Origin of the sequence: Variovorax sp. YR266, from assembly GCF_900107295.1 — a bacterium.
Taxonomy (GTDB): domain Bacteria; phylum Pseudomonadota; class Gammaproteobacteria; order Burkholderiales; family Burkholderiaceae_C; genus Variovorax.
Genome location: NZ_FNPM01000013.1, coordinates 152,328 through 164,856, shown reverse-complemented (window position 1 = coordinate 164,856; position 12,529 = coordinate 152,328). Strand labels below are relative to the sequence as shown.

At 66.8% G+C, this 12,529-nt stretch carries 16 protein-coding genes; 7 read left to right on the top strand and 9 right to left on the bottom strand.

The window, feature by feature from the left end; all coding sequences use genetic code 11:
* The 5 genes from BLW48_RS28090 (at position 1) to BLW48_RS28070 (ending at position 3,050) form a co-directional block, all read left to right on the top strand.
* A complete protein-coding gene (locus BLW48_RS28090; protein ID WP_093057484.1) occupies positions 1-423 on the top strand; it encodes a BLUF domain-containing protein in 423 nt (140 codons plus the stop codon).
* Positions 424-433: 10 nt separating this feature from the next.
* The gene (locus tag BLW48_RS28085; protein WP_093178725.1) at positions 434-1,315 is read left to right on the top strand and encodes an EamA family transporter; all 882 of its coding nucleotides are present in this window, start codon (positions 434-436) and stop codon (positions 1,313-1,315) included.
* Between the two features lie 4 nt (positions 1,316-1,319).
* Positions 1,320-2,144 carry a DUF429 domain-containing protein gene (locus BLW48_RS28080; RefSeq protein WP_093178723.1) on the top strand — a complete coding sequence of 275 codons (825 nt, stop codon included), beginning with the start codon at positions 1,320-1,322 and terminating at the stop codon, positions 2,142-2,144.
* A gap of 124 nt (positions 2,145-2,268) precedes the next feature.
* The gene (locus BLW48_RS28075; RefSeq protein ID WP_093057487.1) at positions 2,269-2,466 is read left to right on the top strand and encodes a CsbD family protein; all 198 of its coding nucleotides are present in this window, start codon (positions 2,269-2,271) and stop codon (positions 2,464-2,466) included.
* Positions 2,467-2,531: 65 nt separating this feature from the next.
* Positions 2,532-3,050, top strand: a complete 519-nt coding sequence (locus BLW48_RS28070) for a BON domain-containing protein (protein WP_093178722.1) — start codon at positions 2,532-2,534, stop codon at positions 3,048-3,050.
* 98 nt (positions 3,051-3,148) lie between these two features.
* Here BLW48_RS28070 and BLW48_RS28065 read toward each other — a convergent pair whose 3' ends face one another.
* The 6 genes from BLW48_RS28065 to BLW48_RS28040 form a co-directional block, all read right to left on the bottom strand.
* The gene (locus BLW48_RS28065) at positions 3,149-3,703 is read right to left on the bottom strand and encodes a ferritin-like domain-containing protein (RefSeq protein WP_093058056.1); all 555 of its coding nucleotides are present in this window, start codon (positions 3,701-3,703) and stop codon (positions 3,149-3,151) included.
* Positions 3,700-4,206: a hypothetical protein gene (locus tag BLW48_RS28060; RefSeq protein WP_093077438.1), complete on the bottom strand. Its 507-nt coding sequence runs from the start codon at positions 4,204-4,206 to the stop codon at positions 3,700-3,702. Before BLW48_RS28060 ends, BLW48_RS28065 begins: the two co-directional genes overlap by 4 nt.
* Positions 4,193-4,576, bottom strand: a complete 384-nt coding sequence (locus tag BLW48_RS28055; protein ID WP_093058054.1) for a phage holin family protein — start codon at positions 4,574-4,576, stop codon at positions 4,193-4,195. Before BLW48_RS28055 ends, BLW48_RS28060 begins: the two co-directional genes overlap by 14 nt.
* A gap of 41 nt (positions 4,577-4,617) precedes the next feature.
* Positions 4,618-4,995, bottom strand: coding sequence for a hypothetical protein (locus tag BLW48_RS28050; RefSeq protein ID WP_093058053.1), 378 nt, complete (start codon positions 4,993-4,995; stop codon positions 4,618-4,620).
* 53 nt (positions 4,996-5,048) lie between these two features.
* Positions 5,049-5,213, bottom strand: coding sequence for a DUF1328 domain-containing protein (locus BLW48_RS28045; RefSeq protein ID WP_007837165.1), 165 nt, complete (start codon positions 5,211-5,213; stop codon positions 5,049-5,051).
* Positions 5,214-5,412: 199 nt separating this feature from the next.
* The gene (locus BLW48_RS28040) at positions 5,413-6,732 is read right to left on the bottom strand and encodes a CHASE3 domain-containing protein (protein WP_093178720.1); all 1,320 of its coding nucleotides are present in this window, start codon (positions 6,730-6,732) and stop codon (positions 5,413-5,415) included.
* A 131-nt stretch (positions 6,733-6,863) separates the two neighbouring features.
* On the opposite strand from BLW48_RS28040, the gene BLW48_RS28035 reads away from it, so the two are divergent.
* Positions 6,864-7,496 (top strand): response regulator, encoded by a 633-nt coding sequence (locus tag BLW48_RS28035; RefSeq protein ID WP_007837167.1) that lies wholly within the window; start codon positions 6,864-6,866, stop codon positions 7,494-7,496.
* A 52-nt stretch (positions 7,497-7,548) separates the two neighbouring features.
* Here the strand turns inward: BLW48_RS28035 and BLW48_RS28030 are convergent, their stop codons facing one another.
* Entirely contained in the window at positions 7,549-7,962 is a 414-nt protein-coding gene (locus tag BLW48_RS28030; RefSeq protein ID WP_093178719.1) for a response regulator, read from the bottom strand.
* Positions 7,963-8,209: 247 nt separating this feature from the next.
* Here BLW48_RS28030 and BLW48_RS28025 point away from each other — a divergent pair, with 247 nt between their 5' ends.
* Positions 8,210-10,228 carry an AsmA family protein gene (locus BLW48_RS28025; RefSeq protein WP_093178717.1) on the top strand — a complete coding sequence of 673 codons (2,019 nt, stop codon included), beginning with the start codon at positions 8,210-8,212 and terminating at the stop codon, positions 10,226-10,228.
* Here the strand turns inward: BLW48_RS28025 and BLW48_RS28020 are convergent.
* Together BLW48_RS28020 and BLW48_RS28015 are read right to left on the bottom strand one after the other, a co-directional pair.
* On the bottom strand, positions 10,225-10,992 hold the full coding sequence (locus BLW48_RS28020) for a HesA/MoeB/ThiF family protein (protein ID WP_093178716.1): 768 nt from the start codon (positions 10,990-10,992) through the stop codon (positions 10,225-10,227). The two genes, BLW48_RS28025 and BLW48_RS28020, sit on opposite strands and share 4 nt — an antisense overlap.
* 13 nt (positions 10,993-11,005) lie before the next feature.
* On the bottom strand, positions 11,006-12,448 hold the full coding sequence (locus tag BLW48_RS28015; protein WP_093058069.1) for a S41 family peptidase: 1,443 nt from the start codon (positions 12,446-12,448) through the stop codon (positions 11,006-11,008).
* Positions 12,449-12,529: the final 81 nt, after the last annotated feature.

The following is a 12,529-nucleotide window of genomic DNA, read 5'->3' as shown; positions in this document are numbered from 1 at the left end:
ATGCTGGTCCGACTTCTCTACGCCAGCCGCGCCGTCGACACCAGCCCCGAGGCCATCGAGGCGATCCTTGCGCAATCGCGCACGCACAACACGACCTGCGGCATCACCGGCATCCTCTGCTACGGTGCCGGCACCTTCCTGCAAGCCATCGAGGGTGGCCGCATGGCCATCAGCGAGCTCTACGGCCACATCCAGCGCGATGCGCGCCACAAGGACGTGGTGCTGCTGCACTACGAAGAGATTTCCGAGCGCCGCTTCGGCGGCTGGACGATGGGGCAGGTCAACCTGTCGAAGCTCAACGCATCGACGCTGCTGAAGTACTCCGAAAAGCCCGAGCTCAACCCGTACGCGGTGTCGGGCAAGGTTTCGCTGGCGCTGCTCGAAGAGCTGATGGCCACCGCCGCCATCGTCGGCCGTCACTAGTCCGGCAGGGGTGCCGCTCTCCGCATTCGCGCTGATCCTGCTCGCCGGGATCGTTCACGCAGGCTGGAACATCGCCGCCAAGAAGGCGAACGGTGATGCGCGCTTCAGCTTCCAGACCAGCGTGTTCAACATGCTCATCTGGGCGCCCGTGGGCATCACGCTGGGCTGGAACGTAGTGCCCGGCTGGGGCGTGACGGAGTGGGGCTTCGTCGTGCTCAGCGGCGTGCTGCATATCTTCTATTTCATCGTGCTGCTGCGCGGCTATCGCAAGTCGGACCTCACCGTGGTCTACCCGCTCGCGCGCGGTTCGGGGCCGCTGCTGTCGTCGCTGGTGGCGGTGCTTTTCCTGGGCGAGAAGATCAGCCTGGTTGGCGTGGCAGGCATCGCTGGCGTGGTGGGCGGCGTGTTCCTCGTTGCCGGCGGGCCCAAGCTGTGGCGCAAGGCGCATGACCCGGCGCAGCGCGAGCGCGTGCACAAGGGCATCCGCTACGGCGTGCTGACCGGTGGCTTCATCGCGGCGTACACCGTGACCGACAGCTACGCGGTCAAGTTCCTCGCGATGTCGCCGATCCTGCTCGACTACTTCGGCAATCTCGTGCGCATGGTGCTGCTGGCGCCTGTCGCGCTGAAGGACCGTGCGACCACCGCGCGCATGTGGCGCGAGCAGTGGAAGTACGCGCTGCTGGTGGCGGCGGTCAGCCCGGTGTCGTATGTGCTGGTGCTGTACGCGGTGCAGCAGGCGCCGATCTCGCACGTCGCGCCGGCGCGCGAGGTGTCGATGCTGTTCGCCGCGTTGATCGGCGGCCACTTGCTGCGCGAAGGCGACCGGCTGCTGCGGCTGCTCGGCGCGCTGTTCATCGCCGCCGGGGTGGTGGCGCTCGCGATGGGCTGAGGCGATGGTGCTGTTCGGCTGCGACTTCTCCAGCGCGCCGACGGCACGCAAGCCGATCGTGATCGCTGTCGGAGAACTGGCCGGTGCCGACCGCGTCAGGCTGACCAGCCTGCAGCGCTTCGCGACGCTCCAGGCGTGGGGCGAATGGCTGTGCACCACGCCGTCCTGGACCGGTGGTTTCGACTTTCCGTTCAGCCTGCCGCGCGAACTCGTCGAGCATCTGCGATGGCCGCTGCAGTGGAAGCCGCTGATGGCCCACTACGCCAGCCTGAGCCGTGCCGAAATCCGCGAGACCTTCGCTGCGTTCTGCGCGGCGCGCCCGGTCGGCTGCAAGTTCGCGCACCGTGCGACGGACGGGCCTGCGGGCTCCAGTCCTTCGATGAAATGGGTCAACCCGCCAGTGGCCTACATGCTTCATGCGGGCGTGCCGCGCCTGCTGGCAGCCGGTGCGCACATTCCAGGCCTGCACGCAGGCAGCGGTGCCGACCGTATTGCGCTGGAGGCCTACCCCGGCCTGCTGGCGCGCGAGCTGATCGGGCGCCGCAGCTACAAGAGCGACGACCTGCAGAAGCAGACGCCCGAGCGGCACGCCGCACGCGCCGACCTGCTGGCCGCGCTCGAAGCGGGCACGACTCGCCTCGGCCTGCGACTCTCCATCACCAAGCCGCAGCGCGCCGAACTGCTGGCCGATGCCCGCGGCGACGATATCGACGCAGTGCTGTGCCTCCTGCAGGCGGCCTGGGGCCTGCAGCGCGCCGGCAGCCCCGGTCCGGGCCACGGCCTGCCGGAAAGCGTCGACCCGCTTGAAGGATGGATCGTCACCGCCTGAGCCTTGTTGTCCTACACCGCTTCGGGCTTCCGTCGGCATTCGCCGTCACCGGCCGGGGCCTAGATTGAAATCAGTGGGTCATTCCGGCCCACGGATTTCACTACCCGAACAGGAAGGAAGCGACATGAACAAGGACCAAGTGGCAGGCCGCGTCGAGGAAGCCAAGGGCAAGCTGAAGGAAGTCACCGGCAAGGTCGTCGGCAACGAAAAGCTCGAGGGCGAGGGCATTGCCGACCAAGCCGCCGGCAAGGTGCAGAAGACCTACGGCGACGTCAAGGAAAAGGCCAAGGACGCGATCAAGTCGGGCGCCGACAAGTTGTGACCGAACAGGGCGGCGGGCACACCCCGCAGCCCTTTTCCATCTCCGTGAGTGACTGGAGGATTCCCATGAACAAATCGAATCAATACATCGCCATGCCGCATTCGCGCGCGTGGCTTGCCGTGCTCGTGGCCGGCGCAGCGCTGACGCTGGCCGCCTGCGACAAATCCGACAACCGCACCGCGGGCGAGAAGCTCGACAGCGCGGTGGCAAAAACCGAGCAGGCCGCCGATACCGCGGCCGCCAAGACCGGCCAGGCTGTCAAGGACGCCACGGCCAAGGTCGAGTCGTCCAGCACCACTGCTGAGGTGAAGGAAGGCATGGCCAATGCCAAGGAAGCGGCCAAGGATGCCGGCGCGGCGATGAGCGCGACGGTGAACGATGCCGCCATCACGGCTTCCGTGTCCGCGGGCCTGGCCAAGGATCCGGACCTGAGCGCGATCAAGATCAACGTCGACACCAAGGCCGGCGCGGTGAGCCTGAAGGGCCCGGCACCCACGGCGGCAGCCAAGGCGCGTGCCGAAGAGATCGCCAAGGGCGTGCAGGGCGTGACGTCGGTAAGCAACCAGCTCGAAGTGAAGGGCTGATTGATCGCCTTGGCGAGCTTTACTCGTTCACCCATGAAAAAGCCCGGTTCTACCGGGCTTTTTCATGGGCGGGGCACGCAGCCCCTGATTGGTTCAGTTCAGTGACCGAGCCAGTCCTTCAACTCGTCGGCATGCTCTTCCTCGTCCGAGAGGATGTCTTCGAGCATGCGGCGCGTGGTCGGGTCCTTGTCGCCGATCAGCGCGATCATCTGGCGATACGACTCCACTGCGATGCGCTCCGCGATCAGGTTGGCGCGCACCATCGATTGCAGGTCGGTCGACTCGTCGTATGCCGCATGGCTGCGCTCCAGCAGGTGCGAGGGCGCGAAGTCGGGTTCGCCGCCGAGCTGCACGATGCGCTCGGCAATGCGGTCGGCATGGCCCGACTCTTCGTTGGCATGCACCAGGAACTCGTCGGCGATGGCGGGCGATTCGACGCCGTTGGCGGTGAAGTAGTGGCGCTTGTAGCGCAGCACGCAGACCAGCTCGGTGGCCAGCGCGTCGTTCAGCAACTGGACGACGTCGTCGCGCCAGGGGCCGTAGCTGGGGGTGACGGCGCCGTCGTCGAGGCTCTTGCGCGCGGCATCGAGGCCGCCCTGGTCGAGCACCAGGTGCTTGTGTCCGTTGGTCTTGGAGGAAACATCGGCTTTCATGGAGGGTCCTTTCGTGGGGGGCTTGGGGTCTTCTGCATCAACGTGTTGACCAGGTCAGCCACGTCGGATGTCTTCAGCACCGCCGCCAGCACGGCCGTGGCCGACAGCAGTCGCCATGGCCTGACGAGCACCAGCACCGCGCCGGTGGCCGCGGCGGCGGCCATCAGCTTGGCCGGCTCCTTGCGCGCGTAGTGCTCGAGCAGCGGACGCGCCAGCTGGCCGACCGCATGCGCGGGGTGCCGGCGCCACCAGCGTTCCACCACGCTGCGGCCCACACCGAGCCACACGTTGTTTCTTCCTCCTCCTTCTCTTCTTCCTCTTTCTCCTCGCGGGTTGCGCGGGTGCTGGTCATCCGGCGGCGCAGCCGAGGCTTCGTGCTGCGCGTATTCCAGATCGTCGTTGTCGGGTGCGTCCGCGCCGTCGTTCAGCTGCCGCACAAGCGCGCGGCGCGAGAGGGCCAGGCGCTGCTGCGGGGTGAGGAGATGACGTTCAGCGCTGGCCATGGCGGGCTCCGGTGTCGCGCAAGGCCTGCAGGTCGGCGTCGAGCTGCGAGCGCAGGTCGTCGAAACCGTGGCCCGGCACGGGCCGTGTCGCATACCACGCGCAGATGGCCGCGATCACCACGGCCACGGCCGGCACGGCCACCAGCACCCAGTGAAAGCTGCCGTGCATCACGCCGAGCAGCACGGCCACGCCTATGAGCCCGAGGGCCAGCGTGGCGCTGGCCACCGCCAGCAAGGCCGCCACGAGCCGGGCGACGAGGCCGCGCCCCGCCTGCGCGGATTCCTGGCGGACGAGGGCGGCGTAGTTGGCGAGATGTTCAGCAACGAGATCCGGATGCCCGAGCACCGTGGAAAAAATCGGATGAAGCATGGTGCCGGGAACCGGTGCAGCGACGGGAATTCAGCGGCGAATCAATAGTCGTCCCGGCTGCGGCGGCTGGCCAGCACGATGAGTGCCGTGATGGCTGCGCCGGCGGCTGCAGCCAGCAGCACGGAGCGCACAGGTTGGTCGGAGATGTAGCGGCCGGTGACGTCGGCAGCCTGTTCGATGCGGCGCTGCGCACGCGCGCTGGTGGTGGACGCGGCGTCCAGGCCGCGCTGAACGGCTTGCTGCACGCGGGCTGCGAGCTGCTCGACACCCGGTTCGGCATCGCGTTGCAGGTCGCGGACCTTTTCGCCCGCCGCATTCACCGCGTTCTGTGCGTAGGCGCGGGTGGTTTCGACCGCTTCACGCGCGGTCTGGCGCACGTCGTCGGCGAGTTGCGAGGGAGTCTTGGTCGTCGTGTTCATGTGAGGTCCTTTCCGGAAAAATGAAATGCGCAAGCCTGTTGATCGTAACGACGCTACTTGCGTCGAAGCAAGCCGGCAAGGAAGCTCGCAATCGCGAGGATCGCGAAGATCACGAAAAGGATCTTGGCAATGCCCACCGCGCTGGCGGCGATGCCGCCGAACCCGAACAGGGCCGCGATCAGGGCGATGACCAGAAACACCACGGCGTAATGCAGCATGTGGAACTCCTTCGAGGCTTGCCTCGTCGTTATGAAAAACCATCGCATCCGCAACCTCGCGCAGAGGCTTCGGATGGCATGGGTGCAACCTTAAGTGGGGGCATGCCCCCGACCTGTCAGCGGCCAGGGGCGGGGTGCGTAGGAGATGGCCGAGTCGCTCTGCGCCCGCGCGTGCAGAAGTGCCGCTCCTGCAGGCAGCTCAGGCCGGCTTGACGACGGGGAGCATGGCGCTCAGTCGGGTGCCCTTGCCCGGCGTCGAGGAGACCGTGAGCTTGCCGCGCGCTGCCTCCACCCGGTGCCGCATGCCCGCGAGGCCATGCGTCGACGGGCGCATGCGCTGCGTGTCGAAGCCCTTGCCGTTGTCGGCCACTTCCACGATGACGTGGTTGTCGTAGTTCTTCAGCACGATGGTGGCTTCGCTGGCCTCGGCGTACTTGCTGATGTTGGTGAGGCTTTCCTGGACCATGCGATAGATGGTGAGCTGGCGCGACTCGTCCATGGTTACCGGCTCCAGCGCCATCTCGATCTGCAGGCCCGAGCGTTCCCCGAACTCGCGCCCCAGGATCTCCAGCGAGGCGACCAGCCCCAGGTTGGAGAGCGACGACGGCCGCAGGTCTTCGATGATGCGGCGCTTGAGCGCGATGCCGCTGTTGAGCAGGTCGGTCAGGTGCTGCAGCCGCTGGATCGCGTCGGGCGAGTCCGCCAGCCGCGACTTCAGACGCGCCACGTCCAGCTTGGCGGCGGTGAGCAGAGAGCCCAGTTCGTCGTGCAGCTCGCGCGCGAGATAGCCGCGCTCGGTCTCGCGCACGTCCTGCAGGTGGGTGGCCAGTTCGGCCAGCGAGGCGGTGCGCTCGCGTACTTCGTCTTCCAGCGCATTGCGCTCGCGTTGCAGGGCCTCCTGCTGGCGCTCGCCGATGGAGTGCAGCGCATGCGTCTGGCGCAGGTACAGGAAGAAGGCGAACAGCGCGGCCAGCGCCACGATGGCGGTGCCGATGCGCGCCAGCTGCAGCGAGCGCAGCACCTGCTCCTGGCTCTGGTGCAGGGTGACGTTGCTGATCTTCACCAGCTCGCCCGCCGTCGCGCGGATGGAGTCCATCTCCTCGCGGCCCACGTCGGTCGTGATGACGAACTTCCAGGCGTCTTCCTTGCCGTCCTGGCGCAGCCGCACGCTCATGTCCATCTCGGCCACCTTGCGCAGCACGTGCTTCGACAACTCGGCCAGCTGGGTGAGTTCGGCCGGACGGCCGGCGTACAGCCGGCGCAGGGTCGCGAGCTGGCCGTCGACCTGCTTGACCGCGTCGTCATAGGGTTTTCGGTAGTTCGCCTCGCCGGTCAGCAGGTAGCCTCTCTGGCCGGTCTCGGCATCCAGCATGTTCTGCAGGATCTGGTTGAGCGCGCCCCGCATCTGCTGCGCCTCGTCGATGTCGGCGAGGGCGCGGCTCGACTGCCGGTAGCCGGCCTCGTTGATGCCGACGAGGGCCAGCGCAGCCAGCGCCGCGAGCAGCAGGCTCACGGCCATTCTTGGAGGGGCTAACCAGTGCATGAAACTTTCGAGGCTGCGTACTACGCAAGTTCGTGAATAATTGATAACAATCAGGGACCCGGTATGTTGCGACCCGCATGTCCGCAACACAACGAAGAAAGTAACAGATGATCAAAATCGGAATTGTGGACGACCACGCCATCGTGCGATCGGGCCTCCGGCAGTTCTTCTCCGAGCACGTGGACCTGCGCGTGGCGGGTGAAGCAGCCAGCGGCCGAGAGGCAATCGAGCTGGTGCGCACCACGGAGCTGGACGTTCTGGTCATGGACCTTTCGATGCCCGGTCAAAGCGGTATCGATGCGCTCGCCATGATCCGCGCCAAGGCGCCGGACGTGGGCATCCTCATATTGAGCGGATACCCCGAAGAGCACTACGCGATGAACCTGATCCGCCAGGGCGCGAGCGGCTACCTCAACAAGGAGTGCGATCCCATCGAGATCGTCAACGCCATCCGCACCATCTCGCTGGGCCGTCGCTACATCACGCCCGCAGTGGCCGAATTGCTGGCCCGCCAGCTCGATCGCAAGGACGACGCCGCGCCGCACGAGCAGCTCTCGGAGCGCGAGTTCCAGGTGTTCCTGAAGCTCGCCAAGGGCGAGACCGCCGGAGACATCGCCAAGACGCTGTCGCTGTCGGTGAAGACCGTGAGCACCTACCGCACGCGCCTGATGGAGAAGATGAACCTCTCCTCCAACAGCGACCTCACCTACTACGCGCTGAAGAACAAGCTGATCGACTGAGATCGGCCTGGGAGCGGAAAGAGTGGGGAGGGGGCCCAACGCGGCTTCTTCCTCAACCCGCCCCGGGAGCCCCGGGCACGGGGTGCAAGGCCTTGGCCTGCATGATGCAGAAGTCGACCAGCGCGTCGATTTCGTTCGACTTGTCGAACACCGCGTCGACCCCGAACTCGGCGCAGCGCCGCCGGATGTCGGGCGTCGCATAGTTGCTGAGCACCACCACCTTCTGCAGCGGCTTGCGCGACTGGCAGGCCTGGAGCACGCCCAGACCGCTGCCCTGTTTGAGAAAGAGATCGACGATGACGAGGTCCCACTCGCCATCGTGGCCGAGCAGCCATGCGCGTGCGCCGCTTTCGGTTTCGGCAAAGCCGACGACCGTGGTGGAGGTGAGTTCTTCCAGCGTGCCAATGAGGTTTTCACGGATCGTGAGGTTGTCTTCGACGACGTAGGTCTGCAATCTGGAATCCATGCCGAACCGCGCTTCCTCTGAGGTTGGCAGACGCATTTGCAGCGCCTCTCTGGTGCAAATGCCTGCCAGCATGGACTTTGAGGCGTTGCGGTGGCAGATCATGCAAGCTTCGGCGCGTGGCTCTTGTAGGCGAGGTCCGACGCGTGCATCCGTCGAAGCCTGCAAGGTGCATTCGTAGGCAATGCCTCACGGTTTCTGCGGCCCATCGCCGACCCGGGCGGCGCGATCATTCGAGTTACAAGGACCCATGGCAACGAACGCAACGAACATCCTGCGCAACCGACCGCTCTGGCAGAAGCTGGTGGCCGGCGTCGTGCTGCTGTTCGCGGCGCTGGTCATCGGGCTTGCCTTCTTTCCCTGGGACATGCTGCGCGAGCCGGTCAACCGCTATGTCAGTGAGAAGACCGGGCGCAAGTTCGAGATCACGCGCCGGCTCGACGTGGGCCTTGGCTGGCAGCAGGCCACGGTCAAGTTCGACGGCATCGAGTTCGCCAACCCCTCGTGGGCGCGCGACCCTTACCTGGTCAAGGCGGATCGCGCCGAGTTCGACATCCGCATCTGGCCGCTGATCGCCAGCAAGATCATCATTCCGCGGCTCGCGCTCTTCTCGCCCACGCTGGGCCTGCAGATGGAGGCGGACGGGCGCCGCACCTGGGCGCTCGGCAAGGACACCTCCGATGGTGGCACCGTGCCCAGCATCGGCCTGATGCAGGTCGACACCGGCGCGGTCGACTTCCTGGCCAAGCACCTGGGGGTCGACCTGCACGCCGACCTGAGCTACGACAGCAGCCGCGGCGAGATGCCGCTCAGCTACCGCATCAAGGGTCGCTACAAGGGGCAGCCGCTGACCGCCAGCGGACGCACCGGCAACGTGCTGCAGATCAACGCCGCGGGTGCGCCGCCGTTTCCGATGGAGATCAACGCGGCCGCCGGGCAGACCCAGCTGAAGGCGGCCGGCACGGTGGCCGAACTGTCGGGGCTCGACGGCATCGACGCGAAGTTCGAAATCAAGGGCCAGACGCTTGGCGCCCTGTTCCCGCTGCTGGGCATCGCGCTGCCGCAGACCTCGCCCTACGCCCTGAGCGGCAGCCTGGGCAAGCGCGGCAAGCTGTGGCAAGCCACCGGCCTCAAGGGCAGGCTGGGCCTGTCCGACATCGCCGGCGACATGCGCTTCGACCAGGCCGGCCAGCTGCCACATCTGGCGGGCGACCTGCGCTCGCGCGTGATGGACATGGACGACCTCGGCCCGCTGATCGGCCTGCCGCCCACGGCGCGCACTGCCGCCACCGTGGAAGGAGTGGCTCCGCCGCCGACCATCACCCAGGTCAAGCGCCCTGGCGGCAAGGTGCTGCCCACGGCGCCGCTCGACTTCGAACGCCTGCGCGCCATGAACGCCGACGTGAAATACACGGCAGACCGCATCCGGAACGTGCGCGACGTTCCGCTGGACAGCGGCAGCGTGCAGGTCAAGCTGGCCAACGGCGTGCTCACGCTCGACCCACTCGACCTGGGTGTGGCCGGCGGCAAACTGAGCGGTGCGATCCGCATCGACGCCTCGAAGAACCCGGCGGACATCCGCGCCTCGCTCGACGTGCGGGCGATGCAGCTGGCCCGCCTGTTCCCCAAGCTCGAGACCACGGGCAACAGCGTGGGCCGGCTGGACGGGCGCATCAACCTGTCGGGCTCGGGCAGCACCGTGGCCAACTGGCTGGGAGGCGCGTCGGGCGACGTGGCGGTCATTTCGGGGCGCGGCCAGTTCGGCAACCTGCTGCCGGTGTTCGCGACGCTGGTGGGCGGCGACATCATCAAGTTCATGCTGCGCGGTGACCGCAACGTCGAGCTGCGCTGCGCGGCCCTGGCCTTCGACGTGAACAAGGGGCTGATGACCGGGCGCACGCTCGTGGTGGACACGACCAACGCCGTATTCATCGCTACCGGCCAGGCCAACCTGGCGACCGAGGGGCTCGATTTCGTGGTCCGGCCGGAGCCCAAGAGCAAGAGCATCCTGTCGATTCGTACGCCGCTGGTGGTGAGCGGCACCTTCGGCGATCCGAAGGGCGGCGTGGAGGTCGTTCCCCTGGCGGGGCGCGGGCTGGCTGCGCTGGCGCTGGGCGCCATCAATCCGCTGCTGGCGCTGGCCGCGACCATCGAGCCCGGCCCGGGCGTGGATTCCGATTGCAAGGGCGTGCTGGCGCAGGCCAACAAGCCCACGGCCGGGGCGGCCGCCAACGGCGCTGCCCGCGCAAAGGGCGCAAAGCAGCCCTAGACGGGAAGAAGAGGAGGGCGCTGCGCGCAGACGCTGCAGTGCGGGTCGCGCGCCACGCGCAGCGTGTCGAAAGAGGTGCTGCGCCCGTCGAACATCAACAGCTTGCCCGCCAGCGACGGGCCGATGCCGGCCAGCAGCTTCAGCGCCTCGCTGGCCTGCAGCGTGCCGATGGTTCCGACCACGGGGCCGAACACTCCAAGCACCGCACAGCGCGTTTCCTCGAAATCCGCATCGGGCGGGAACAGGCAGGCATAGCAGGGTGAGGCGGCGTCGCGGGTGTCGTACACGCTCAGCTGGCCATCGAAACGGATTGCCGCGCCCGCCACCAGCGGCTTGGCGTGAGCCACGCAGGCGCGGTTGACGGCCTGTCGGGTGGCGAAGTTGTCGCAACAGTCGACCACCACGTCGGCCTGCGCGGCCAGGCGCGACAGCAGCGCCTCGTCGGCGCGCAGGGCGTGGGTTTCGATGGCGATGTCGGGGTTGATGTCGCGCATGGCCTGCGCGGCGGATTCGACCTTGGCGAGGCCCACACGCGCGTGGGTGTGGGCGACCTGGCGCTGGAGATTGGTGAGATCGACCTCGTCGTCGTCGACCAGCACGACGTGGCCGACCCCCGCCGCCGCAAGGTACAGAGCCACCGGCGAACCCAGTCCGCCGGCGCCTATGACGAGAACCCGTCCCGCACTGACGCGCTCCTGCCCGTCGATGCCGAACTCCTCGAGAAGGATGTGGCGCGAATAGCGCAGCAGCTGGCTATCTTCCATGCGCCACCGGCTCTCAGTTCTCTTTCTTCTCTTCCTTGTTGTCGACGATGATCTGCGTCTTGCTGACCAGCACCGGCTGGCCCTTCAGGCGGTTGAGCGCCTGCACCAGCGGGAAGTCCTTGTCGGTGCCGAACTCGGGTACCTTGCGGTCCTGCGGCGGCTTCTTGGCTTCTTCCTCGAGGCGCTTGCGGGCTTCGTCGCGGGCCTTTTCGCGTTCCGGGTCCTTGACTTCGGGGCCCTGGCCGCTGGCCAGGTGCTTCTCGAGGTCGGCCTCGCGCATGCGCAGGGCGGCAAACGGGCTGCCTTCGGCGCTTTCGTCGATCAGCACGTTGGGCACGATGCCCTTGGCCTGGATCGAGGTGCCGCTCGGCGTGTAGTAGCGCGCCGTGGTGATCTTCAGGCCGGTGTCGGGGCCGAGCGGGCGCACCGTCTGCACCGAGCCCTTGCCGAAGGTCTGGCTGCCCATGATGGTGGCGCGCTTGTGGTCTTGCAGAGCACCGGCCACGATTTCGCTGGCCGAGGCCGAGCCTTCGTTCACCAGCACCACCAGCGGCACGCTCTTGAGCGCGGCCGGCAGGCTGCGCAGCGGGTCGCTGCCCGAACGGCGCTGGTAGAACTCCGGCGCAGCCTTGTAGACCGACTTGCTTTCGGCCAACTGGCCGTCGGTGGTGACCACCGTGACGTTCTCGGGCAGGAAGGCCGACGACACCGCCACCGCCGCGTCGAGCAGGCCGCCCGGGTCGTTGCGCAGGTCGAGCACCAGGCCCTTGAGGTTCGGGTCTTCCTTGTACAGGTCGTCGATCTTCTTGACGAAGTCGTCGACGGTGCGCTCCTGGAACTGCGACAGGCGGATCCAGCCATAGCCGGGTTCCATCATCTTGCCGCGGACCGACTGCGTACGGATTTCTTCGCGCGTGATCGTCACCGGGAAGGTGCGGCTCTCGTCCTTGCGGAAGATGGTCAGCAGCACCTTGGTGTTGGCTTCGCCGCGCATGCGCTTGACCGCCTCGTTCAGCGACAGGCCGCGCACGGCGGTGTCGTCGATCTTGGTGATCAGGTCATTGGGCTTCAGGCCGGCGCGGAAAGCAGGGGAGCCTTCGATGGGCGAGACGACCTTGATGAGGCCGTCTTCCTGCGAAATCTCGATGCCCACGCCGACGAAGCGGCCGGTGGTGCCTTCCCTGAATTCCTTGAAGGACTTCTTGTCGAAGTACTGGGAATGCGGATCGAGGCCGGCAACCATGCCCGAAATGGCGTCGGAGATGAGCTTTTTCTCGTCGACCGGCTCGACGTAGTCGCTCTTGACCATGCCGAAGACGGCAGCGAGCTGCTGCAATTCCTCGAGCGGCAGTGGCGCAAGCGAACCGCGTGCGACTGTCTGCAACGAGACGGTGGTCAGGACGCCTGCTACGGCGCCGGCGGCGACCCAGCCGGTGATCTTCAGTTTCTGGCCCATCATGAGTGGTTGTCCTTGTCGGCGGCTGTCGAATCAATATACACAGCTTGGAAGCAATTTGTTTGCCGGGGTTCCACGGAT